Origin of the sequence: Massilia sp. UYP32 (assembly GCF_050434365.1) — a bacterium.
In the GTDB taxonomy this organism is placed as follows: Bacteria; Pseudomonadota; Gammaproteobacteria; order Burkholderiales; family Burkholderiaceae_D; genus Telluria; species Telluria timonae.
The window spans coordinates 15,727-38,126 of the sequence record NZ_JBNDIK010000034.1 but is presented as its reverse complement, the minus strand read 5'-3'; the positions used below and the strand labels follow the sequence as shown (position 1 = coordinate 38,126).

Annotated in this window: 21 protein-coding genes; 10 read left to right on the top strand and 11 right to left on the bottom strand. The window is 60.1% G+C overall.

Going from position 1 to position 22,400, the window contains the following annotated elements; all coding sequences use genetic code 11:
• Positions 1 to 22 precede the first annotated feature (22 nt).
• Positions 23 to 352 (bottom strand): hypothetical protein, encoded by a 330-nt coding sequence (locus tag ABIB42_RS23235; RefSeq protein WP_005670903.1) that lies wholly within the window; start codon positions 350 to 352, stop codon positions 23 to 25.
• A gap of 1,140 nt (positions 353 to 1,492) precedes the next feature.
• Here ABIB42_RS23235 and ABIB42_RS23230 point away from each other — a divergent pair.
• Positions 1,493 to 3,352 carry a copper resistance system multicopper oxidase gene (locus tag ABIB42_RS23230; protein ID WP_109343472.1) on the top strand — a complete coding sequence of 620 codons (1,860 nt, stop codon included), beginning with the start codon at positions 1,493 to 1,495 and terminating at the stop codon, positions 3,350 to 3,352.
• Between the two features lie 623 nt (positions 3,353 to 3,975).
• Positions 3,976 to 4,716, top strand: a complete 741-nt coding sequence (locus ABIB42_RS23225; protein WP_040778337.1) for a copper resistance protein B — start codon at positions 3,976 to 3,978, stop codon at positions 4,714 to 4,716.
• A gap of 60 nt (positions 4,717 to 4,776) precedes the next feature.
• Here ABIB42_RS23225 and ABIB42_RS23220 read toward each other — a convergent pair whose 3' ends face one another.
• Positions 4,777 to 5,088 carry a hypothetical protein gene (locus ABIB42_RS23220; protein WP_307189510.1) on the bottom strand — a complete coding sequence of 104 codons (312 nt, stop codon included), beginning with the start codon at positions 5,086 to 5,088 and terminating at the stop codon, positions 4,777 to 4,779.
• Between ABIB42_RS23220 and ABIB42_RS23215 the strand changes: the two genes are divergently transcribed.
• The 4 genes from ABIB42_RS23215 (at position 4,990) to ABIB42_RS23200 (ending at position 8,022) form a co-directional block, all read left to right on the top strand.
• A complete protein-coding gene (locus tag ABIB42_RS23215; RefSeq protein ID WP_307189495.1) occupies positions 4,990 to 5,199 on the top strand; it encodes a four-helix bundle copper-binding protein in 210 nt (69 codons plus the stop codon). The two genes, ABIB42_RS23220 and ABIB42_RS23215, sit on opposite strands and share 99 nt — an antisense overlap.
• Before the next feature lie 96 nt (positions 5,200 to 5,295).
• Positions 5,296 to 6,786 carry a calcium-binding protein gene (locus ABIB42_RS23210; protein WP_109347848.1) on the top strand — a complete coding sequence of 497 codons (1,491 nt, stop codon included), beginning with the start codon at positions 5,296 to 5,298 and terminating at the stop codon, positions 6,784 to 6,786.
• 139 nt (positions 6,787 to 6,925) lie between these two features.
• On the top strand, positions 6,926 to 7,492 hold the full coding sequence (locus tag ABIB42_RS23205; protein ID WP_081590007.1) for a c-type cytochrome: 567 nt from the start codon (positions 6,926 to 6,928) through the stop codon (positions 7,490 to 7,492).
• Positions 7,493 to 7,572: 80 nt separating this feature from the next.
• Positions 7,573 to 8,022: a DUF305 domain-containing protein gene (locus tag ABIB42_RS23200; RefSeq protein ID WP_005670891.1), complete on the top strand. Its 450-nt coding sequence runs from the start codon at positions 7,573 to 7,575 to the stop codon at positions 8,020 to 8,022.
• Between the two features lie 312 nt (positions 8,023 to 8,334).
• On the opposite strand, the gene ABIB42_RS23195 is transcribed toward ABIB42_RS23200, so the two are convergent.
• From ABIB42_RS23195 to ABIB42_RS23160, 8 genes are all read right to left on the bottom strand, one after another.
• On the bottom strand, positions 8,335 to 8,778 hold the full coding sequence (locus tag ABIB42_RS23195) for a YybH family protein (RefSeq protein ID WP_429249050.1): 444 nt from the start codon (positions 8,776 to 8,778) through the stop codon (positions 8,335 to 8,337).
• A gap of 25 nt (positions 8,779 to 8,803) precedes the next feature.
• On the bottom strand, positions 8,804 to 9,742 hold the full coding sequence (locus tag ABIB42_RS23190) for a copper resistance D family protein (protein WP_109343468.1): 939 nt from the start codon (positions 9,740 to 9,742) through the stop codon (positions 8,804 to 8,806).
• Between the two features lies 1 nt (position 9,743).
• Entirely contained in the window at positions 9,744 to 10,109 is a 366-nt protein-coding gene (gene copC / locus ABIB42_RS23185) for a copper homeostasis periplasmic binding protein CopC (RefSeq protein WP_005670885.1), read from the bottom strand.
• A gap of 75 nt (positions 10,110 to 10,184) precedes the next feature.
• Positions 10,185 to 10,541, bottom strand: a complete 357-nt coding sequence (locus tag ABIB42_RS23180; protein WP_005670883.1) for a copper-binding protein — start codon at positions 10,539 to 10,541, stop codon at positions 10,185 to 10,187.
• Positions 10,542 to 10,573: 32 nt separating this feature from the next.
• Complete coding sequence (locus ABIB42_RS23175) at positions 10,574 to 11,017, bottom strand: DUF411 domain-containing protein (protein ID WP_005670881.1); 444 nt, start codon at positions 11,015 to 11,017, stop codon at positions 10,574 to 10,576.
• A gap of 23 nt (positions 11,018 to 11,040) precedes the next feature.
• The gene (locus ABIB42_RS23170) at positions 11,041 to 12,432 is read right to left on the bottom strand and encodes a multicopper oxidase family protein (RefSeq protein ID WP_109343467.1); all 1,392 of its coding nucleotides are present in this window, start codon (positions 12,430 to 12,432) and stop codon (positions 11,041 to 11,043) included.
• 18 nt (positions 12,433 to 12,450) lie between these two features.
• Positions 12,451 to 13,818, bottom strand: coding sequence for a TolC family protein (locus ABIB42_RS23165; RefSeq protein WP_005670877.1), 1,368 nt, complete (start codon positions 13,816 to 13,818; stop codon positions 12,451 to 12,453).
• A gap of 534 nt (positions 13,819 to 14,352) precedes the next feature.
• The gene (locus ABIB42_RS23160; protein WP_040778120.1) at positions 14,353 to 14,781 is read right to left on the bottom strand and encodes a hypothetical protein; all 429 of its coding nucleotides are present in this window, start codon (positions 14,779 to 14,781) and stop codon (positions 14,353 to 14,355) included.
• A gap of 497 nt (positions 14,782 to 15,278) precedes the next feature.
• Here ABIB42_RS23160 and fdx point away from each other — a divergent pair, with 497 nt between their 5' ends.
• From fdx to ABIB42_RS23140, 4 genes are all read left to right on the top strand, one after another.
• The gene (gene fdx, locus ABIB42_RS23155; RefSeq protein ID WP_109343465.1) at positions 15,279 to 15,617 is read left to right on the top strand and encodes an ISC system 2Fe-2S type ferredoxin; all 339 of its coding nucleotides are present in this window, start codon (positions 15,279 to 15,281) and stop codon (positions 15,615 to 15,617) included.
• 69 nt (positions 15,618 to 15,686) lie between these two features.
• Entirely contained in the window at positions 15,687 to 18,104 is a 2,418-nt protein-coding gene (locus tag ABIB42_RS23150) for a heavy metal translocating P-type ATPase (RefSeq protein ID WP_370659806.1), read from the top strand.
• Positions 18,101 to 18,286, top strand: coding sequence for a hypothetical protein (locus ABIB42_RS23145; RefSeq protein ID WP_040778113.1), 186 nt, complete (start codon positions 18,101 to 18,103; stop codon positions 18,284 to 18,286). The genes ABIB42_RS23150 and ABIB42_RS23145 overlap by 4 nt, the downstream gene beginning before the upstream one ends.
• 504 nt (positions 18,287 to 18,790) lie before the next feature.
• A complete protein-coding gene (locus ABIB42_RS23140; RefSeq protein ID WP_051516974.1) occupies positions 18,791 to 19,363 on the top strand; it encodes a hypothetical protein in 573 nt (190 codons plus the stop codon).
• A gap of 8 nt (positions 19,364 to 19,371) precedes the next feature.
• Here ABIB42_RS23140 and ABIB42_RS23135 read toward each other — a convergent pair whose 3' ends face one another.
• Positions 19,372 to 22,332, bottom strand: a complete 2,961-nt coding sequence (locus ABIB42_RS23135; RefSeq protein ID WP_290419606.1) for a Tn3 family transposase — start codon at positions 22,330 to 22,332, stop codon at positions 19,372 to 19,374.
• Between the last annotated feature and the right edge of the window lie 68 nt (positions 22,333 to 22,400).

Here is a 22,400-nt window from a genome sequence, read left to right as displayed (position 1 = left end):
GCACATGCCAGACGGGAGGTGGTCAGACTCGGATACGCAGAGTTCGCAGGTAGGGCGGGTCAGCGTCCGGCGCGGGGAGGTCGCCGAGCCAGGGCAGGGAGACCGCAAGCGTCGAGACGGGTGCGACGATCCGAACGAGGCCGGCGGGAGACAGCAGGCTCAGCGCAGGAGCCGGGTTATGGTGGTCGACGGACGCCTTGGTGTCAGCCGAGAACTCGGCACAATGGACGGGGCGCTCCATGTCCATGCCGGCGCAGAGCTCCCCATCCATCATCTGCATGGGCGCCTGCTTGCCGACTATCTCCGGGCACACGTACGATGCCATCGCCATGCCCGACGTCATGAAGGTCATGACGAGGAGAAGTGCAATGCATCTGAACAGTGCGGGGAAGGAGCGTCGCATCGGGTTTGGAAAGGTAACGGCGGTCCGTGACATTCTAGCCGTATTTCACAGCTTGATACGTGAGACGGATGAAGAAAAGTCTCACTTCTTAACTAGGCAGCCGACTAGTCGTGATCTTCGCTTAACACGGATGTGGCCTTCCCCCACCTCGCTCGAATGTTACCTATGCGGCCCTCCAGCAATGCTCAACGCTACATGCAGAATGCCGCGCGAAGGGAATAGACGACCGCAACGTCTCGTTCGACGATTTCAAGGTGTAACGCGACCGCAGTAGGGAACGTTGTGTTTACCTTGCGTGTTCGCTTAGGCAAGTACCGATTGACTCAAAGCAGCTTTACATCGCATTCGAACAAGTGGCCCGTCGAGTGTGGCGTGCTTGGTGCCCGTGCGAAACGTGTGGAATGGTGTTCGATGACCATGCTAAGGTTGCCATATGCACCACCGGTTAAAAACCTTCTTGCTTTGCCTATTGTTCGTGACCCTGCCGATACAGAGTATCGCCGGGGTCGCGCAGTTCGCTTGTAGCATGGCGCATCATCAAGTTGACCCCGACAGCGCTCAACAAGTTGTATATCCCACGCCTGAAATCTCGGCGAACCTTAGTGATATCGTCACCTCTGGAGACGACGCTGCGTCTGGCGATTGTGAGCGCATGCGTAGTCACAAGGGCGCGAATTGCGGAACATGTTCCGGGTGCTGTATTGGTAGCTATGCGCCTCCACCAGTTTTCAGCCTCGCTGCTGTGCAAGATTCGGCTGTAACTGCCAAGCCAAAAGCCACTTTCTCCTTCACTGGTCATTTCCCGCCACGGCTGGAGCGACCGCCACGATCCTCTCATTCCCTCGCATCATAGTAGGCTGGTCCGCGGCGTGCCTGTTCCTCGATTCAAGCATGCCAGGGCAGCGCTGGCCGTTGGACAATCTGTTCCATCAAGCTGATGCCGAATCACGCCGTACTTGCTACTTCATTAGTGGCAGTATTGGCTGGCCTACTTTGCGCACCCATAGCCAAAAATTTTTGACGAAGCCCGATGCGTTGCATTCCGCATTCTGGGTCGTCAAATGATCTATCGATTAATCGGAGAACCAGATGAATTCGTTCGATATCGACGCTAGCTGCAATAGCAACTGGCGCCGCCGCTTCCTGCAGGGTGCCGGTGCAGCGATCGGTCTTGCAAGCTTGAATCCCCGTTCACTCTTTGCGCAGCCTAGCGACCGGGGGACTCTGCGCGGGACCGACTTTGACCTAGTGATCGCTCCCATGCCCGTCAACTTTACGGGCGCCGCGCGGATCGCTACCGCGGTAAATGGCCAGGTTCCTGCCCCGATTTTGTGTTGGAACGAGGGCGATACCGTGACCATCCGGGTCACCAACCAACTGCAGACCGTTAGCTCCATCCATTGGCATGGAATCTTGCTTCCGGAGGAAATGGACGGCGTTCCGGGAATAAGCTTTTCAGGCATTGCGCCAGGTCAGACCTTCACCTACCGGTTCAAAGTGCAGCAAGCAGGCACATACTGGTATCACAGCCACTCAGCCTTCCAGGAGCAGACAGGATTGTACGGTCCGATCGTTGTGCTCCCAAAAAACGGTGAGCTAGTTTCGGCCGACCGTGATTACGTAGTCATGCTGTCGGACTGGACCGACGAAAAGCCTGAGCGCGTACTCGCTAATCTTAAAAAGATGAGCGACTTCTTCAATAACAAACAGCCGACGTTCGGTGAGTTTATGCAAGATGCCCAGCGCATGGGTGTTTCGGGCGCGGTTGAAAAGCGCAAGATGTGGAATCAGATGCGCATGATGCCGACTGACTTCAGCGATGTCACGGCTAGCCGGAACATCAGTAGCGCACTAAGGTACCTGATCAACGGCTCGACCTCAGAGAGCAACTGGACTGGAATATTCAGCCCTGGCGAGAAGGTTCGACTTCGGATCATCAATGGTTCGGCAACGACTATCTTCGATCTGCGCATTCCAGGTTTGAAAATGACCGTCGTTACCGCCGACGGGCAGGATGTGGAGCCGGTGACGGTCGACGAGATTCGTGTTTCGGTAGCTGAAACCTACGATGTCATCGTCGAGCCGACTGAAGAGCAGGCTTACACAATCTTCGCTCAGTCCATCGGCCGCTCCGGATCGGTACGCGCAACCCTCGCACCCCGCCAAGGGATGCAGGCACCTGTTCCGGAAATTGACGAGGCACACTGGCTCACTATGGTTGACATGATGGGAGCAATGGCCATGTCGGGCGCAAATGGCGGCCACGGCGGCCATGGAGCAATGCAAAACTCGTCCTCATCCAGTACGGCAAGTCGTGAGGCCATAGCGACGCACCAAAACCATGCACAGGATGCGCCGACAGCGGCTGACTCGCATGCAGGCCATGGCCAGTCGACAACAGCATCGACGTCCAAGCCAGCTCAAGCGCCGAAGGTACGTCATGCGCGAACTGAGTATGGCCCGGGCGTTGACATGCGTGTTGACATGCCCAGGACGAATCTGGACGACCCTGGCGTGAATCTGCGGGATAACGGCAGGCGGGTACTGACCTATGCAGACTTGCGTACGGTTGGAGGACCAGTTGATCCTCGGGAGCCCACGCGGGAGATTGAACTGCACCTGACAGGGAACATGGAGCGCTTCATGTGGTCGTTCGATGGCCAGAAATTTTCGGAGTCCCTGCCAATTCATTTCAGGTATGGCGAGCGGTTGCGCGTTGTGCTTGTCAACGACACGATGATGAATCACCCGATCCACCTGCACGGGATGTGGAGCGAGCTTGAATCTGCAACCGGACAATTCCAGGTGCGCAAGCACACCATTAACGTTCAGCCCGCGCAACGCGTCAGCTTCCGGGTGACCGCAGATGCGCCGGGCCACTGGGCTTTTCACTGTCATCTGCTTTATCACATGGAAGCCGGAATGTTCAGGGAGGTAGTAGTGTCATGAAGAATCAACTGAGGAAGCCGATTCCTTATGCCTTGGTGATCGCCTCGCTTTTTTCGCAGAATGCTGCCGCGCAAGCGACTGCGTCCGTCCAGCAGGTCCCCTCGGTGCAATCATTGACGGGGGACACTCACTCGACAATGGATCATGCGGCCATGGGTCACGTGACACCGCCGAGCTCTCCAGCTAAGCCTGTTCTGCAACCAGCAGTGCCTGCAAAACCAGATGCCAGACAAAGTTCTGGACAAGCAGCTCATTCTGTCCCAACGGAAGCAAAGACATCACGGGCGGAACAGCAGAATCAGCAACAAGGACAAGGATCTGAACATACTGGCCATCATACGACAGCTCCAGCCAATCGCTCAGGCACGCCTACGGCTCCGGAACCAGGAAACGTTGGGCAGCCGGTAAGAGAGCAGAGCCCGGCTTCAGGGCACGCAGGACACGCGATGCCAGCGCAAGCAAGTCCGACAGTGCAGGGGCAACGCAACGCGCCTCAAGCGCAGAATATGGATCACTCGGCGATGGGCCATGCACCGCCCCCCGGAGCGTCCGCCAGTAACGCCCATGCTGGGATGGATCATGCCGCCCAAGCCATAGTTTCGCCCGCCGCCGGCGGACAGGACATGCAGATGGGGCGCATGCAAGGCGGTCCACCGCCGGCCGACGCGCGCGACCCGAACGCGTATAACGAGGGCACGAAGTTCGCGCACCTCGGTAATCATGAGATGAACGACAACGCGCCATTCTGGAAAGTCCTGTTCGACAAGGCCGAGGCGGCGAAAGGCGACGGTGAGCAAGGCCAGAATGTGGAGTTCGAGGCCTGGTATGGCAACGACTACGACAAGGCCTGGGTGAAGGCGGAAGGCGAGCGCCGTGGCGAGGCACTTGAGTCGGCGCGCACTGAGCTCTTATGGGACCGGGCGTTTGCAACATTCTGGAGCACGCAAGTAGGTGTCCGGCACGATAGCGGCGAAGGCAAAAGCCGTAACTGGTTAGCCTTTGGCGTGCAGGGCCTGGCTCCCTACTGGTTCGAGACCGAGGCGACAGCGTACTGGCGTCCTGGCAGCGGCTTGGCAGCACGCCTGAGTGTCAAGTACGAGGTTCTATTCACTTCCCGACTGATCCTTGAGCCCGAGGTGGAAGCGAACCTTTACAGCCGTAGCGATCCGGAACGTGAGATAGGCAGCGGCCTGTCCGACATCAGCGCGGGCCTGCGGCTGCGTTATGAAGTCACACGCCAGTTTGCACCTTACATCGGGGTGACATGGAGTCGGCAATTCGGCGAAACCGCCGACTTCACGCGCATTCGTGGGCGGGGCCAAAGCGAGGTGCAGGCTGTTGCCGGCATCCGGTTCTGGTTCTAGTTCTGGATTGAGTAAATAAAGAAGCGAATTCGTATGAGACACGCTGAAAAGCGTGCGGGATTAATGGAAGAGGCAACCTTTCAATGAACGCTTAAGGAGAAGATCATGATCCAAAATCAGTTCCAATCGTGCATTCAGGCTTGCTACGAATGCGCTCAAGCCTGTGACACATGCGCTGCGGCCTGCCTTCAGGAACCGGATCCAAAGATGATGGCTCGCTGCATCGAACTGGACAACGAGTGCGCTGCGATCTGCCGTCTTGCTGCGCAGCTCATGAGCCGCTCGACCGAGCACGCAATTCAAGTGTGCCAGCTGTGTGCCGACATTTGCGAAGCTTGTGGGGACGAGTGCGCGCAGCACCAGGCGCAGCATTGCCAGGATTGCGCTGCCGCATGCCGCCGTTGCGCACAAGAGTGCCGAAACATGAGTCAGTCGGCCGCTGGAGCCGCATCGATGTCTGGATCGCAAATCGGATCCCACTAAGCGTATGGGCTGCAGTCATCGATGGGATGAAAACCGACTGTAGCCCCTTTTTGGAACAAGTATTGCATTCGCGGAGAGCAGATTATGGCAAATAACATGAACAGGGCAAAGGATGCACAGGATGCGGGCGCCCGGGCATTGGAGCGGGTTGGAGCACAGCACGCAAAACGTGATGGCATCTCTTTTGATTTCGACGCTGGTAGCGCCCCTTATGACTATGCAATCCGTGTCGGCACTGGCGCAGTCAATACATTGTCGGGCAGCGAAACGCGTGATTATCTGTGGGGCCTGGGCGGCGATGATGCGCTCGATGGCGGTGCTGGTGAAGACAATCTCTTCGGGGACGCAGGCGCCGATCTGCTCGTCGGCGGCGATGGTGGCGACCGGATGATGGGAGGGATGGGTAATGACCGGTTGTATGGAGGTGCTGAAGCAGACGGTCTGATGGGAGGAGCGGGTAACGACTTGCTTGACGAGGGCGAGGGCCATGGCGACCTCAACGGCGGCGCCGGCGACGACATCCTGATCGGGGGCTTGGGCGCGGACGCTTTCATGATCTCGCCCGACAGCGGCAATGACGTCATTCGCGACTTCACTGCTGGGCCAGGAATGTTCGATCACCTCGCGATCAACGGCCTGAGCTGGGCGGACCTTTCGTTTGCCGACACTCCCGACGGTGTCAAGATCAGCTGGGACGGCGGTTCGGTGCTCATGAATGGAGTGACAAAGGCGGATTTATCGCAAGACGATTTCATGTTTGCCGAGTCTCCTGAGCTTCCACCCTCCTCACGCCCGGCTGACGCTCCTACGCCTGAGCGGCCGACTATGAGCGAAGAAGGACCTGTGATTAACGGTTCGGACAGAAGCAATCCAGCGTTTGATCGCATCGCTGATGCAATGTTAAGGCGTGATACACCGGTGCAGTTCGGCTTTACCGGTGATGAAACCTACAGGGTGAAAGTAGGTACGGAGGTCGCAGACACCTTCGATGGGGCCGAGACATGGGATCACTTTTTTGGTCGCGATGGCAACGACCAGCTCTTCGGCAATGGTGGTGACGATATCCTCCAAGGCGACGCAGGCGACGATAGCCTGGAAGGTGGCGCAGGGTCTGATAGGCTCGACGGCGGGATGGGTAATGACCAACTTGACGGTGGCGATGCGGAAGACGAGGTCATGGGAGGGGACGGTAACGACGTCATCGATGCGGGCGCTGGTCACGACATGATTGAAGGCGGCATGGGTAACGATACCATACGCGGCGGTACTGGCGCAGACGCATTCATGGTCATGCCTGACAGCGGTAACGATGTCGTACTTGACTTCGAAGCGCGTGGTGCTGCCCAAGGGGCTTTCGATCACATCGCATTCATCGACATCATGCCAGACCAGGTATCTGTCCAGGATGCGACGGCTGGTGCCTTGATCTCGTGGGACACGAATGGGGATGGCGCGGCGGACGGTTCGGTCTTGCTGCAGGGTGTCTATATGGCGGATCTACGCCAGTCCGACTTCATGTTTAATGAAGAGCCTGCCTTTATCGCTGGGGTAAGTACGGTTGGCTCTAATTACGTCTTCCCGCTGTAAGGCCAGACGCCTTGCATGAGCTGTCAGTGACATCTTAGGCATCTTTTAATGCTTTAGATGTCACTGCTTAAAATTGCTATTAGCGTAGTATCGGGGAAGGTAAAAACACAACTTAAGTTTCCGTTCTTTGAGGTGACTGATGGTGGCATTGAAAACATTGCTTCTGGCGGCCGTGATAGTAATTGCCGCTGGATTCGCGTTTATATACTCTGGCTTATATAATATTGCGGCAAATGATATGCATACGGCGCCAGTCCGTTGGGCGCTTGAAACTACGCGCAACCAGTCAATTGATCGTCGTGACGACAGTATAAGGGTCCCTGCCGATCTCGCTGACATGCGACGAATCGAGAACGGCGCGAGGTCGTACGCAGCAATGTGCCAGATATGTCATCTCGGGCCTGGTGTCGAGCCAACGCCAATACACCTTGGGTTAAATCCGCAACCACCTTTATTTACCAAAGAAAATAGCCATCAGTCAGACGAGAGTTTGTTTTGGATTATAAAGAACGGTATCAAGATGACAGGGATGCCTGCGTGGGGAGCGACACACAGCGATAAAGAGCTATGGGATATCGTTGCTTTTCTCAAGAAGCTCCCTGAATATTCAATCGAGCAGTACGAAGATCTTAGTGGTCGCGCGGAGCACAACAGTAACCCGAGTTCGACACATGCGAATGGAGATTCCCCCGCTCATTCGCACTAGCAGTTTATTCCATAAAAAGCACTCGCACTGATGAATCTTCGAGCCTGAAGATTTTTTCACTCAACATGACAGGAGTAGCCATGAATAGTTATTTGCGGTTCGGTACGATGATTGCAGCATCTACGGTGGTAATGTTTGGCTTGATGTATTTGAACGTCTATGAGTCGGCGCATATATTTTTCAGCGAAACTCGGCTGTATATGGCCTTAGTGATGGGCGCGGCAATGGCGGTAGTTATGCTCGGATTTATGCTCGGCATGTACTCAAATAATAGGCTCAATGTAGGTATCTTTGTCGGCAGCATCGTATTGTTTGCGGTGGCGTTATGGCTGGCACGCAGTCAGAGCACAGTCGATGACGTGTCTTGGATGAAGGCAATGATTCCTCACCATTCGATTGCGATCTTGACCAGTGAGCGAGCGAATATTTCCGATCCACGCGTGCAGAAACTCGCTGATCAAATCGTCGAATCGCAGAGGAGGGAAATAGCGGAGATGAAAGCTCTTATTCTAGAGCTTGAGGGAAAATGAAACGCTGCGAGATCTGAATTTTTTGCCAAAAAAATATGTGTAAGACACCGTCGAGACACGGAATGTCTTTGTTCAGGTCCAATTTTTAAAAGCGGAAGTGATTCGAGGCAAACGAGGAGATAGAGCGCGGTAGAGGCTGATTTTCAGGTAAGCGCCATCTTGTTGTGCGTTGCGTACATCGCTGCGCGCGTATCACAACAGGGGACATCTGATGCTGAGTTCACTGTGTTTTGCTGGATTCGCCGTCAGATTTCGCTGTACAAGCGAGGAGCAATGCTCCTCGTTTCGAAGTATCAGGCGCAAGGCTTGCGATTACTTAGCCTTCCTAGAGGACCAATGCACGTGCACGATGGACCAGATATCGCCCTTCTTTTCGAGGACCGCCGTGCCTGTTCCGAATACGTGCACTGGTTTGCCTTTAGAAGTGCCCGTGGTTTCAGTTTCCTCCCACACGACGGCAGTATTGCCATCGACGCGTTCGGTCTGCTTCAGTACCTTCCGCGTCGAGTTCTTTGCGAATTCCATGTCGCCGCCCAGATGATGGCTCGCATATTCATCGCGCGAACGCTCGACGTAGCCCGATTCATAGATCGCAATTTCCGGGGACAGCAGGCTGAGTGCTTTCGCCTTGTCGCCGCTCGTGAGGGCATCATGGAAGGCTGCGAGCGCCTCTTTCGGTGACGCCGCCAGACTCGCTGCGGAGACCGCGAAGAGTGCAGCGCTCAGGACGAGCGCTGGAATGGTTTTCTTTTTCATTATTATTCCTTGGAAGATGAAGTCCTCACGACGCCGTCGGCGGTGAGGTGGAACTCAGGACGGCTGCTGCGACGAGTACGGCCACCAGGATGCATGCCTCGACCTGAAGGATGAGAGCAAACCTCCCATCGGCGCCGCCTTCCGGCTTTGGCTTGCGCAGTTGTGCCAGCAACTGGGGCATCACGACGAACCGGTTCAGGCCACCCAGTGCCGCTGCGGACAGCACCAGTCCGATCTTGATGAGCAGGGTCGTCCCATAGGGATTGCCGAATGCGTTCTCGAAGCTTCCCAGTCCGCGCCAGGCGCTCAGCACACCCGTGATGAAGATGCCGACGAGGGCGACGGTAGCCGATGTCGACAGCGACTTCACGAAGCGTGCGCATTCGCCGCGGTTCTTCGACTCCCATTCAGGCTGGGTGCGCAGCGTGACCAGGCCGGCCACGATGACTTCGCCGATCCAGATGCTGATCAACACGAGGTGGACCCAGTCGACGAGCACAGCCCAGGTGAAGTCGCCAGCGGCGCCGGCGTGGCTCACCATGCTGCGCGAATAGAGCAGTACGCCCAGGGCAACCGCACGCACCAGCGCGGCTGCGGCACCCGGCCGTTCGCCATGGTGTGCCCGGAGGGTGAAGACAACGACGAGCAGCGCCGCTGCGCCGATCATCCAGGCGAGTCCGTAATGCGTCGCGGTGATGACGGACCGCACTGCGGGAAAAGCCTCGCTTATCGGAACCTCCGCCATAGATGCCGCTTCGAGCCACAGGACCGCGACATACGCCACCGCTGCCGCCGAGACCGTAAGAAGCATGAGCTTGCGCAGTCGCGGAACCATGCCGATGCCCCATGCCGACCGTGCGCTGCGCAGCCAGATATGGGCTGCACTGGCGCCGACAAGTATGGCCATCGACAGGTTCAGGACGACCGTGACGAAGCGTTGTGCCAGTGCGAGGTCAGCCTCCATGTCACTTTACCCGGAAGTCGAATTGGCCTTTGACCTTGTGACCGTCCCGTGTAACCGTGGACCATTGAACCCGCCAGGCCCCGGAGTGCAGGGCCGGAACGGTGGCGACCAGCACCTTGGGATTCGCATCGTCGAGGGCTGTCTTGCTTGCCTCGACGACCGCGCCTTTCTCGTCAACCAGTTTGACCTTGCTGAATGGCAGCTCAAGTTGCTCGCTGAACTGCAGGCGCACTTGCGAAGGCGCCGGGCTCACTATCGCATTCGCTTGTGGCGACGACGACTCGAGTTTGGCGTGTGCGGACGCGGCGGAAGTCGCCACCAGTCCGGCTACCGCTACTGCCGCTGCAAAGAAAGATTTGATTTTCATGCTGGTCTCCTGGGAGGCTCGCCAAACGCGGTTCAAGCGTACCGAGCCTCCGGTTGATGGATGGGCTCGGTGGGCTTACTGGGCCGCCTGGAGCTGGACGATCGTGACCGCGCCGTTGACGCGGTCGGCTGCGAACTTGACCTTGTCGCCCGCCTTTACCTGGTCCAGCATGGCCGGGTCTTTAACCCGAAACACCATGGTCATCGCTGACATGTTGAGGTTCTTCAATTCGCCATGGCGCAGCGTGATTTTGCCGGCTTCCTTGTCGATCTTCTTGACTTCGCCATCGGTGAGTTCAGCCGTCGCCGGCGCCGCGTGGCCAGCATGAGCGTCATGAGCACCATGGGCGCTGTGCGCGCCGTTCTGGGCGGTGGCAACGGACGCTGCGGCGGCCAGGGTGATTGCGAGAGTCAGTTTCGAGAGTGCGTTCATGTTCATTCCTTTCGTTCGTGAGGAAATACTGTTCAGTTGTAGTGCTTGAATACTTTGGTACTGCCGTCGGCCTGTACCAGCAGGACGTTGTACGGATCCTTGCGCGGGCCCTCCATGCCCGGAGAGCCGAGCGGCATCGCGGGAACTGCCAGCCCTTTTGCCTTGGGCTTCTCGGCAAGGAGGCGCTTGATGTCGCTGGCAGGGACGTGGCCTTCGATGGCATAACCGCCTACCATCGCGGTATGGCAAGAGCCGAGTTCATTCGGGATCCCGCCACGTTCGCGGTAGTCCGAAGGATTGTCGACGTTGGCCACCCTAGTCTGGAAGCCGTTCGTTTTCAGGTGCTCCACCCAAGCGGTGCAGCACCCGCACGAGGCGCTCTTGAAGACGTCGATAACCGGTGCGGCCGCCATTGCGAGCGCCGGAGCGCACAATGCAGCGGCGAGCGCGATCTTGCTTGCTAGTCGTCGGATCATGGGTTCGTCCTTTCCTGTTGCGATCAGTGATGACCCTTGTGGCTGGTCGGCTTGCGGACGGTGACTTCGACGTCCCCAGGCTTGGCAGCGGGCATCGCCTGGCCGCCCGCGCTCTGGCTGCGCACTGCGGCCGGCGGCTCGCCTTTCCACTCGTAGGCGACGGTGCCGGCGGGGTGCTTGTACCAGCCCGGGTCCTTGTAGTCGCCCGGCTTCTGGTCCTTGCGCACCTTGAGCACGGTGAACATGCCGCCCATCTCGACGCCGCCGAAGGGACCCTGGCCGGTCATCATCGGCAGGGTGTTCTCCGGGAGCGGCATTTCCATGTCGCCCATCGAGCCGCCTTTCTCGCCCATCACCATGTAGTCGGGCACGAGCTTCGTGATTTTCTCGGCGACGCCGCGGTGGTCGACGCCGATCAGGTTCGGCACGTCGTGTCCCATCGCGTTCATGGTGTGGTGCGACTTGTGGCAGTGGAAGGCCCAGTCGCCCGGCTCGTCCGCGATGAACTCGATGGCGCGCATCTGGCCCACGGCGATATCGGTCGTCACTTCCGGCCAGCGCGACTCCGGACGGGTCCAGCCGCCATCGGTGCCGGTGACCTCGAACTCATGGCCATGCAGGTGGATTGGGTGGTTCGTCATCGTCAGGTTACCGGCGCGGATGCGCACGCGGTCGCCCTGGCGCACGTTCATGGTGTCGATGCCTGGGAAGGCGCGGCTGTTGAAGGTCCAGATGTTAAAGTCGAGCATCTCGTTCACGCGCGGCGTGTAGCTGCCCGGCTCGATGTCGTAAGCGTTGAGCAGGAACACGAAATCGCGGTCGACGCGGTGGTGGGCCGGATTCTTCGGGTGCGTGACCCAGAATCCCATCATGCCCATCGCCATCTGGACCATTTCGTCGGCATGCGGGTGGTACATGAAGGTGCCAGGGCGCCGGGCGACAAACTCGTAGACGAAGGTCTTGCCCGGCTGGATGCCCGGCTGATTCAGGCCTGTGACGCCATCCATCCCGTTCGGCAGGCGCTGGCCGTGCCAGTGGATACTGGTGTGCTCCGGTAGCTTGTTGGTGACAAAAATACGCACACGGTCACCTTCGACCACTTCGATGGTCGGCCCCGGGCTCTGCCCGTTGTAGCCCCACAGGTTCGCCTTCATGCCGGGCGCGATCTCGCGCACGACCGGTTCGGCGATCAGGTGGAACTCCTTGACGCCATTGTTCATTCGCCAGGGCAGCGACCAGCCGTTCAGGGTAACGACGGGGTTATACGGCCTGCCGTTGGGCGGCGGCGGTGGCGGCTGCGTGGCGGCGCTGGTCATGACCGGGGCTTCCGGGAGGGTGGCCGCGCCAGCGCGGCTGACCAGTCCGGCGCCGACCAGGGCGGCTGCGCCAGTGAAAAAATCTCGACGAGAACTCATTGCTGATTCAATCCTTGTTTAATGTTCGGCGGCGGCTTCGGTGGACGCGGCGGAGGAAGCCATGGAGAGCGACGAACCGCCGCTGCCGCTGATGGCGGCCTGCAGATCCGTTTCCGCGATCCAGAAATCACGCTGGGCATCGATGGCCGCGTTCACGCCCGCTATCTGTGCGCGTGCGTCGGCCAGCAGTTCGAACACGCTCATGAGCATGCCGTTGTAGCGAAGCAGACTCTCTTCGGAGATCTTCTTGCGCAGTGGTACCAGCTCATCGCGGTGCTGCCTGGCGACGTCATAGGTGGTCCGGTAAGCTGAATACGCTTCGCGGACCTGCGACCGGGCATTGATGGCGGTATCGGCGGTGCGGTGGACCGATTGCATGTACAGCGCCTCGGCCTTTGCGACACGTGCGCCTCCCCAGTCGAAGATCGGCAGGGCGAGCTCGATCTCGTAACCGTTCTCACGTGGCGCGCCGGATGTGCTCTTGTTGACGTAGCCAGCGTCGAGCACGTTGATGACGCCGGTTGCCTTCGTCAGTCCCAGGGCGCGCGCGGTCGACTCGGTCCCAAGCTTTGCCAGGCGCACATCGAGGCGCTGCTGCATGGCGAGCGACTCGATATTGCCTGCCTCACGTGGCGCCGCCGGCAGCTCCGGCAGCTTGTCGGGAAGCTGGAACGTCGTGTTCTCTCCCCACACACCCATCAGCCGCGCAAGCTGCTCGCGCGCAGCGGTCGCATTGTGGCGCGCGCGCGCAAGCTGGGTCGAGGCTTCGCTCGAGAATGCCTGTTCGCGCGCCTGGTCAAGGGCACTCAGGTGTCCGACCTTGGTCATGCGTTGCGCCAGCTCGGCACTCGCGCCGGCCGCCTCGCGGACCTGCTCTGCGTAGCGCGCCGACTGCACAGCGGCAACAGCATTGAAGTAGGCCTTGCGAGTGTCAAGCGCGAGCCGGACCGCTTCGGTTGCCGCGACCAGCTTGGCGCTCTCGAAGCGGCGCGACTCGATATCGCGGCGGATCGGAATGGTCACCAAACCGACGAGATCGAACATGACGCTGCGTTCGATCTCCGTTTCGCCGCCGCCGGACATGCGGCCAAAACTGAAACCTGGATTAGCCATTCGGCCCGCCTGCACCAGGTCCGCCTCGGCGACACCCAGCTCGGCGAGCGAGGCGCGCAGGCCCCGGTTGTTGATCAGGGCAATGCGAACGGCACTGTCGGCGGTGAGCGGCTGTTTCAGCAATTGGTTCAGCTCGTCCTGGATGGCCGCGCCATTGGCATTCGTCTTGGGCAGGCGAACGTCCTGGCCGGTGCGCTCGGCGGTCAAGGATGAGACCGCGTCCAGGCCGCCGTCCTTGGAGAACGTCGCGCAACCGCTCAACGCGAGGGCCATGGCAGCTGCCGCGACGGCACGCATTGTGGGAATTGAAAGCTTTGTTGTCATTATGTGTTCGGCTTAATGATGTTTGCTGTGATCCACAGGCGCAGGACTGGCCGGCTTCGCTGGCGACGTGGGCGCTGGTGCGGACGGAGCCGGCGCTTCTTTATGGCCGTGGTGATTCTGTTCACCGCCGTGGGCACCATGTCCCGCGTGTCCCGGCGCTCCGGCAACGGCATCGTTTGCGGCGCGCCAGGATTTGTCAGGCGTGGCCTGGTCGGCCTGCGGCGCCGGCGAAGATCTGGTGATGACCGATTCGTACACGGTCGGTGGCACTGCGACGGCGGGGTCTGCAGGGTCTGGCAGCGGACGGGATTGCTGGGCGTGCGCGTACATCGGCAGGACCAGCAAGGCGCCTATAGCGGCGGCCAAAAGCTTGGAGGTCATGGACAATCCTCAAAATCGGTAACAGGGCGTGCACGGGCACGCACGAGTGCTCAAGAGCGACGACGGCGCCGCCAAAGGACAGCGGGTCAGCTCTTGTTACGATTAAGCGGATTGGTGCCGGGGAGGGCGTTGAGGGCCGTCCTGGATGAAGCCAACGGCGAAGGCCGCAGGAGCAACGACGACTGCGTTGGAGCCGTCGAAAGCCGGGACAGCGAAATGAGTGGAGGGTGGCGCGACGGCGCCCAGGCAGAACGCGGAGCACGCACTGCAGGTGGAGTGCGGCTTTTTACCTGCCTTGGAGTCTGCCGGATCGGCGTCGACCAGGGAGTCGTCCGACTGGCTTGCATGCTCGCCACCGTGATGAGCGTGCGCATCGGCCATGTGCTCGTGGGACTGCATGCCCGGATCAATCGAAATCTGGCTGGACTGCTGGTGAGCCGGGCCGCACGACATACGGTTGGCCGCAAGCGCGTGCAGCGGAAGCACGGCCAGCAGGAGCCAAACCAGAAATGTCTTGAGTGCGCGGTTCATAGGTGTCGCGAGTATAGCACGACATTTTTTGGCCTGAAGCAGCTCTTAAGGCTGACTAAAGTCAGGGCGACAGGTACGCCGCATTGGCGAGATATGCAAACAGGGTGCGTCAGCGCACAGCATGGGTCGTCGGACTTCTTCCAGAATCGGAAATGGACGCGCAGTGTTTTCCTACGTCGCACGCGGCGCCGCTTCACCCTGGAAGGCATGCCGCTACCTGCGCCTTCGTTCAGCGGAAATTCCGCTTGACCTTTCCATCATTGGAAGGTTTACAGTGGAATAGTCCACTTTCCGGAGGCGTTTTATGTATGAATCCACCCGTCGCGAGGCCCACAGCTCAGACAAGCGCGTGGCCGCAATGCCAAGTACAGGCCTGCGCGACTTCGCGCGTGCGAAGCAGGCAGGGAGTGCCCTTTCCGATTCGGACGAGACGCCAGTGACACCACGCTGTCTGTTCTGCCGGTACCGCAGTCCAGGTGCCGGAAAGGAGTTGGCACATGCCTAGAATTACTGTGTTACCGCATCCTGAGTGCGCGCCTTCCGGCGCATCGATCGTGGCCGCTCCCGGCACCAGCATTTGCGACGCGCTGCTGGAGAATGACGTCGACATCGAGCATGCATGCGGCAAGGTTGGTGCCTGCACGACGTGTCACGTCATCGTAAGGGAGGGATACTCGTCCCTCGTCCAAGCGAGCGAGGATGAGGAAGACATGCTCGACCGGGCATGGGGCGTGGAGCACTTGTCCCGGTTGTCGTGCCAGGCCATTGTCGCGGAGGCGGATCTTACGGTCGAGATCCCACGGTATTCCCTGAATCACGCCAAGGAAAACGGATAGACATCACAGGTCGCGCACCGCTTGCGACAGGCGGGCCGCGCGAGGACAATGGTTTTTACTGGAGCTGCCATGAAACATGAAGTGCATGATCACGTCGGTCACCAGCAGAAGGGCCACGAATGCCACCACGCGCACGGGCATCATGCCGTCGACGCCTCCGGTGCAAGCATGGCCGGTGCATCCCAACATCATCCGACTGCTGCGTCCGATAAGCCCTATACCGATCCCGTATGCGGGATGAACGTTGCCGACCGGCCGGATCGGCGCGTCGAGCACGACGGCGTCCTCTATCACTTCTGCAGCGTGAAGTGCATGGACAGGTTTCGCGCCGATCCCACCAGCTATACGGAGAAAGGCGCCCCCGCGGCTATGCCCGAGGCGCCGCCAGGGACGATCTACACCTGCCCGATGCATCCGGAAATCCAGCAAGCCACCCCGGGTAATTGTCCGATATGCGGAATGTCCCTGGAGCCGATGCTGCCGTCGCTGGAGGATGAAGAGAATCCGGAACTGGAGGACTTCCGCCGTCGTTTCCGGTGGACGCTGCCGCTGACGGTCGTCGTCACCATCCTGGCGATGGCAGGGCACCGGATCTTCAGCGGAGGCCTTGCTTACCAGAGCTGGATCGAGCTCGTCCTCAGCACGCCGGTCGTCCTGTGGGCCGGGTGGCCTTTCTTTGTCCGTGGTGCGCAGTCGTTCAAGAATCGCAGCCCCAATATGTGGACCTTGATCAGTATCGGGGTCGCCGCGGCGTATGGTTACAGCCTGGTTGCGACCGTGTTCCCGGGCCTGTTTCCGTCGAACTTCGCGATGCACGGCCGTATCGGCGTCTACTACGAGGCCGCCGCCGTCATCGTTTCGCTGACCCTGCTCGGTCAGATCCTCGAGCTGCGTGCACGCTCGCAGACATCGGCTGCGATCAAATCCTTGCTCGGCCTTGCGCCGAAAACGGCCAGGCGGATCCGCGCCGATGGCACCGAGGAAGACATCGAGCTTTCGCACGTCCACATCGGCGATTCGCTGCGGGTCAGGCCTGGCGAGAAGGTGCCGGTCGACGGGGTGGTCCTGGAGGGCGAAAGCGCGGTGGACGAAGCCATGCTCACTGGCGAGCCGCTACCGGTGACGAAGCGCCCCGGCGACAAGGTCATCGGCGCAACCATCAACACTAGCGGCAGTCTCGTCATTCGCTCCGAGCGCGTGGGATCGCAGACCATGCTGTCCCAGATCGTGCAGATGGTCGCGCAGGCGCAACGTTCGCGGGCGCCCATGCAGCGCCTGGCCGACGTGGTGGCCGGCTATTTCGTCACCGTCGTCGTGGCCGTCGCGCTGCTTACCTTGATCGGTTGGGGGCTGTTCGGGCCCGAGCCCAGCTGGGTCTACGGCTTCGTAAACTCCGTTGCGGTCCTGATCATCGCCTGCCCGTGTGCATTGGGCTTGGCGACGCCGATGTCGATCATGGCCGCGACAGGCCGCGCCGCCACCCAGGGCGTGCTGTTCCGCGATGCCGCGGCGATCGAAGCGATGCGCAAGGTCGATACGTTCATCGTCGACAAGACCGGCACGCTCACGGAAGGGAAACCTGCGTTCGACCGGGCGATCGCTGCCCCCGGGTTCCAGGAAGTCGATGTTCTACGGATCGCGGCAAGTATCGACCAGGGGAGCGAGCACCCGCTGGCACACGCCATCGTCGCGGAAGCACGCAGGCGGAATCTGCCGCTGCACAAGCCTGAAACCTTCGAATCGTCCAGTGGGATCGGTGTACGGGGCACAGTGCAGGGCGAGCGGGTTGCGTTGGGCAATACGGCGCTCATGGACACCGAAAAGGTCGACTGGACGCCACTACAGAAGGCCGCGGAAGAGCTTCGACAAGTCGGTGCAAGCGTCATGTACCTGGCACTTCAGGGAAAGCTTGTCGGCCTGATCGCGGTGTCTGATCCAGTCAAGGCGACGACGCCGGAAGCGCTGGCGACGCTGCGCGATGCCGGCATGACGGTGGTGATGGCGACCGGAGATGGCGTGACCACGGCGAAGGCGGTCGCGTCGAGGCTCGGGATTTCGGAGGTCTACGGAGAGGTCACGCCACAGGATAAACTGGCCCTGGTCGAAAGGCTGCAGCAACAGGGCAAGGTAGTGGCAATGGCCGGCGATGGCATTAACGATGCCCCGGCGCTGGCGAAAGCGGACGTTGGGATTGCAATGGGTACCGGTACTGACGTCGCCATCAATTCGGCACACGTCACACTCATCAAGGGCGACTTGCGTGCCATTTCGCGATCGCGACTTCTTTCGTTGGAGACTGTGCGCAACATGAGGCAGAATCTCGCCTTCGCCTTTGTTTACAACGCCATGGGAATTCCGCTGGCCGCAGGTCTGCTTTATCCCTTCACCGGGCAGCTACTATCGCCGATGATCGCCGCGCTGGCCATGAGCCTGAGTTCGGTATCGGTGATCGGTAATGCACTGCGCTTGAGGGGAAGTACCACATGAACCTGGTTGTTACGGACGAGATGCGGGATCTGACGGTACTGGTCGGGGTTATCTTTGGCATCATCGCGGCCGGGTTCATCGCTTACGGCGAGGTTCAGCGACGTCGCGGCCGCAAAAGCCGGACGAAAGAAACCAATACGCGTGGCAGAAGGAAGCCTGGCAGGGCCGGCAAGAGCAGGTAGTGCGCAATTTCGCTGATCGTCTGGCTGCGGCGGACTCACAATGTGCTCAGGCGGGCGAGGACCACTCGTCCGGTCGTAAGGTCGGGTCGCTGGAGCCTAGGGGCTTAGCGCACAGCGAGGACCGACTTCCGGATACTCTCGGCCCCAGACGGCATTGCGCCGCACTCAAGCGCTAACTTGTGGAACTCTTCCGCGGCCTCGTGTGGATTAAGCCGAGCTGATCGCACAGCGGCACGTGCAGCAGGAGCCAGGTCGTTGATGTCCCCATAGGTCAAATGCCCGGAGAACGACATGGCCTCCGTGAATTTCGCGACGATATTCGGCGGAAGGGCAGGGCCATAAATGGGGCGAATAGGGAAAACGGAAAAAATCGGGCGCTAAGGCGATTTGGCCGAGCATATCGCCCGCAAACCATTCCGCGCAGTCGACTTGCAAACGCCCTGACCCTATACTGTATAGTCGACATTTATGACCGGGGGCGGTCTTTGCTTGGAAAAATAAAAGATGTCGAACGCGCAGCTGATGGCAGTAGTCGAGGTAGACAAAGGAGATCGGATAATTTGTCAGCGCGACGGCTGTCGCCACAGCGTGTACAAACGCATCCACATCGTGCGGGAGAATGGGCGGTTCACCGTCCTCGGCTCCGAGTGCTTCAAGCTCCTATACGGCTCCTATGACACCGGGGCGGTGCCCGTTTATGGATCAAGCGCTGGCCAGCTTCTTACCGACGCCGAGCGTCAGCTACTAGCCGAAAACACTGAACGCTTCATTGCCATGCTGGAGGTACAGCGGCTTCAACTGGAGCATGCCCGAGCACTGGATTTACGCGCTAGACAAGAAGAACAGCGAGAGCGCGAGGAAGCTGCACGAATTATCAGAGGCGCCTCGGATGCGCTGCGTGACGAAGAACGCAATGCTCAGTCGCCTGCCCTGGAAAACTGCCGCCGGCAATACCCAGGGCTCAATCTGGCCACACCAGGCTGGCAGGGCTTGGTTTATTTAGAGAAGCTAAGAATCTTGCGTGAGGGGCGGGGGAATCGATTCACGCAGCCGCGAACTGAATCTTCCCTTTTCTAGAATATTTCCTACTCTTGGGGCTTGCGCAGCTCCCTGAACCCGCCTTCGGCTATACGCTGCTGGCGCCACACATAGTCCCCGGTCAGGTTGATGTGCTCCCAGCCCAGCGGTGACAAAAATTGCAGCATACCGTCGTCTGGCAACTTGCCTTTCTCACGTAAGGCCTGCGTCGCCCGCTCCAGGTAGACCGTGTTCCACAGTACGATTGCGGCCGTCACCAAATTCAGGCCGCTGGCGCGGTACCGCTGCTGCTCAAACGACCTGTCGCGGATCTCGCCCAGCCGGTGGATGAATACCGCCCTGGCCAGCGCATTGCGCGCTTCGCCTTTGTTCAAACCGGCGTGTACGCGTCGGCGCAGCTCGACGTTCTGGAGCCAGTCCAGGATAAACAGCGTGCGCTCGATCCGCCCCAGCTCGCGCAGCGCGATCGCCAGGCCGTTCTGGCGCGGGTAGCTGCCTAACTTGCGCAGCATGAGCGACGCTGTGACGGTGCCGTGCTTGATCGAGGCGGCCAAGCGCAGCACGTCGTCCCAGTGTGCGCGCAGGTGCTTGACGTTCAGGCTGCCGCCGATCATCGAGCGCAAGGCGGGGTGATCGCCCACTTTGGCCGGCACGTACAGCTTGGTGTCTCCCAGATCGCGGATGCGCGGCGCGAAGCGGAAACCCAGCAGGTGCATTAGCGCGAACACGTGGTCGGTGAAGCCGGCGGTGTCGGTATAGTGCTCCTCAATGCGAAGGTCCGATTCGTGGTACAGCAGGCCGTCGAGCACATAGGTCGAGTCGCGCACGCCGACGTTGACCACTCTGGTGCTGAACGGCGCGTACTGATCGGAAATATGGGTGTAGAACAGCTTGCCGGGCTCGGCGCCGTACTTGGGGTTGATGTGGCCCGTGCTCTCGGCCCGGCCGCCCGCGCGGAAGCGCTGGCCGTCCGACGACGACGTTGTGCCGTCGCCCCAGTGCGCAGCGAAGGCGTGCTTGAACTGGGCGTTGACCAGTTCAGCCAGGCCGGCCGAATAGGTTTCGTCCCGGATGTGCCAGGCCTGCAACCAGGACAGTTTCGCGTAAGTGGCGCCGGGACTCGATTCCGCCATCTTGGTCAGGCCGAGGTTGATGGCGTCGGCCAGGATCGCGGACATGAGGAACGTCCGGTCCTTGGCCTGCTCCCCGCTCTTAAGATGGACAAAGTGGCGCGTGAAACCGGTCCAGTCGTCCACGTCCATCAGCAGTTCGGTGATCTTGATCCGGGGAAGCATGCCGCTGGCGAAGTCAATCAGCGCCTGGGCCTCGTCCGGCACCACGGCGTCCTGTGGGATGATCCTCAGTCCTGTCTCAGTAATGATCGCATTGGGCAGTTCGTTCGTCAGCGCGAGCCGGTTGGCGGTGGCCAGTTGCTGTTCGAGCAAGAGCAAGCGGTCGTGCAGGTACTGGTCGCAGTCCTGGTTGACCGCGATCGGCAGCTCGCGCGCTGATTTCATCGCCCCGAACTTTTCCGTGGGTAGCAGGTATTCCTCGAAGTCCCGGAACTGGCGCGAACCCTGCACCCAGATGTCGCCCGACCGCAACGAATTCTTCAGCTCCGACAAGACGCAAATCTCGTAGAAGCGGCGGTCAAGACCGTCGTCGGTGATGACCAGGGGCTTCCACCGCGCCTTCACGAACGCGATCGGCGCATCGTCCGGCACCTTGCGCGCCCCGGTCATGTTCATCTCGCGCAGGACGTCGATCGCGTCCAGCACCGCTTGCGCCGCCGGCGCAGCTTTAAGCCGAAGCACATCGAGGAACTCAGGCGTATAGCGCCGCAGGGTGCTGTACTGCTCTCCCACCAGGTGCAGGTGGTCGAACGTCTCGGGCTGGGCCAGTTCTGCCGCCTCGGTCACGCTTTGCGTGAAGTCTGTCCACGGCAGCACGGCCTCGATCGCGGCATACGGGTCCATGCCGGATTCCTTGGCCTCGACCAGCGCGCGCCCGATTCGGCTGTACAGGCGCACCTTGTCGTTGATGGCCTTGCCCTGCTTCTGGAAGTCCTGCTGATGCTTGTTCTTGGCCGCGCTGAACAGCTTGATCATGATGCGGTCGTGCAGGTCGACCAGTTCGTCCGTCACGGTGGCCATGCCTTCGATGGCCAGCGCCGCCAGTGTCGCATAGCGCCGCTCATCCTCGAACTTCGCCAGGTCGCGCGGCGTCATCTGCGCACCCTCGCGCGCCATCTTCAGCAGGCGATTCTGGTGGATCTGGCGGCCAAGCCCCTCCGGCAGTGCCAGAGACTGAAACACCTTGAGCCTTTCGATGTGTTCGCGCATGTAGCGGGAATTGGGCTTGAGCGGAGACTGGCGCAGCCACACAAGCCAGGTGATGCTCATGTCAGGCGCCACGTTGAGCAGGTTGTCAAGCGAGCGCTTGTGGTGCCGCTCCAGCGGATCGATCAGCGCGCGGTAAATGCGCCGGTTGGCCCGCGTCACGGCCTCGGCGCAGGCCCGCTCGATGACAGTGAGCGCCGGCAGGATGATGCGCTTCTGGCGCAGCGTTTCAAGGGAATGCGCGGCGAGGACCATCGCCTTGTCGGTCTGCATAGCGAGGTCGGCCAGGCTGTCCACCAGCTTGCGGAAGTCCGGCAGGCCGAAGACTGACAGTCCCAGGTAGGCGCGCAGCTCGTGCAGGTGTTCGTTGCGCGTCTTCTCCCGCTCGCCGTATTCCGGCCAGGCGCCGGCGTCGCTGCGCACCTGCTTGGCGATCCAGTGCAACACCGAATCCGGCAGCGCGGTGTCGCTGGCAAGCGCGTAGCCGGGATAGCGCAACAGGCACATCTGGACCGCAAACCCAAGGCGATTCGCTGCCCCGCGCCGCTGCCGGATCAACGCCAGGTCGGCATCCGTGAAGCTGTATTGCTGAATCAAATCATCCTGACTTTGTGGCAATACCAATAAGCTGTCGCGTTCGGTATCGGACAGCAGTGAGCGGCGTGGCATTCGGTCCGATCCTTCGCTGAAAGGTTTGTGTGGTGCGCCGGTAGAAGGATCGCCCTGACAATGGTTCG

Coding starts and splice junctions, on each gene's coding strand:
- ABIB42_RS23235 (WP_005670903.1), bottom strand. CDS start 352: ATGACCTTCATGACGTCGGGCATGGCGATGGCATCGTACGTGTGCCCG.
- ABIB42_RS23230 (WP_109343472.1), top strand. CDS start 1,493: ATGAATTCGTTCGATATCGACGCTAGCTGCAATAGCAACTGGCGCCGC.
- ABIB42_RS23225 (WP_040778337.1), top strand. CDS start 3,976: ATGCAGATGGGGCGCATGCAAGGCGGTCCACCGCCGGCCGACGCGCGC.
- ABIB42_RS23215 (WP_307189495.1), top strand. CDS start 4,990: ATGAGCCGCTCGACCGAGCACGCAATTCAAGTGTGCCAGCTGTGTGCC.
- ABIB42_RS23220 (WP_307189510.1), bottom strand. CDS start 5,088: ATGCTGCGCCTGGTGCTGCGCGCACTCGTCCCCACAAGCTTCGCAAAT.
- ABIB42_RS23210 (WP_109347848.1), top strand. CDS start 5,296: ATGAACAGGGCAAAGGATGCACAGGATGCGGGCGCCCGGGCATTGGAG.
- ABIB42_RS23205 (WP_081590007.1), top strand. CDS start 6,926: ATGGTGGCATTGAAAACATTGCTTCTGGCGGCCGTGATAGTAATTGCC.
- ABIB42_RS23200 (WP_005670891.1), top strand. CDS start 7,573: ATGAATAGTTATTTGCGGTTCGGTACGATGATTGCAGCATCTACGGTG.
- ABIB42_RS23195 (WP_429249050.1), bottom strand. CDS start 8,778: ATGAAAAAGAAAACCATTCCAGCGCTCGTCCTGAGCGCTGCACTCTTC.
- ABIB42_RS23190 (WP_109343468.1), bottom strand. CDS start 9,742: ATGGAGGCTGACCTCGCACTGGCACAACGCTTCGTCACGGTCGTCCTG.
- copC (WP_005670885.1), bottom strand. CDS start 10,109: ATGAAAATCAAATCTTTCTTTGCAGCGGCAGTAGCGGTAGCCGGACTG.
- ABIB42_RS23180 (WP_005670883.1), bottom strand. CDS start 10,541: ATGAACGCACTCTCGAAACTGACTCTCGCAATCACCCTGGCCGCCGCA.
- ABIB42_RS23175 (WP_005670881.1), bottom strand. CDS start 11,017: ATGATCCGACGACTAGCAAGCAAGATCGCGCTCGCCGCTGCATTGTGC.
- ABIB42_RS23170 (WP_109343467.1), bottom strand. CDS start 12,432: ATGAGTTCTCGTCGAGATTTTTTCACTGGCGCAGCCGCCCTGGTCGGC.
- ABIB42_RS23165 (WP_005670877.1), bottom strand. CDS start 13,818: ATGGCCCTCGCGTTGAGCGGTTGCGCGACGTTCTCCAAGGACGGCGGC.
- ABIB42_RS23160 (WP_040778120.1), bottom strand. CDS start 14,781: ATGAACCGCGCACTCAAGACATTTCTGGTTTGGCTCCTGCTGGCCGTG.
- fdx (WP_109343465.1), top strand. CDS start 15,279: ATGCCTAGAATTACTGTGTTACCGCATCCTGAGTGCGCGCCTTCCGGC.
- ABIB42_RS23150 (WP_370659806.1), top strand. CDS start 15,687: ATGAAACATGAAGTGCATGATCACGTCGGTCACCAGCAGAAGGGCCAC.
- ABIB42_RS23145 (WP_040778113.1), top strand. CDS start 18,101: ATGAACCTGGTTGTTACGGACGAGATGCGGGATCTGACGGTACTGGTC.
- ABIB42_RS23140 (WP_051516974.1), top strand. CDS start 18,791: ATGTCGAACGCGCAGCTGATGGCAGTAGTCGAGGTAGACAAAGGAGAT.
- ABIB42_RS23135 (WP_290419606.1), bottom strand. CDS start 22,332: ATGCCACGCCGCTCACTGCTGTCCGATACCGAACGCGACAGCTTATTG.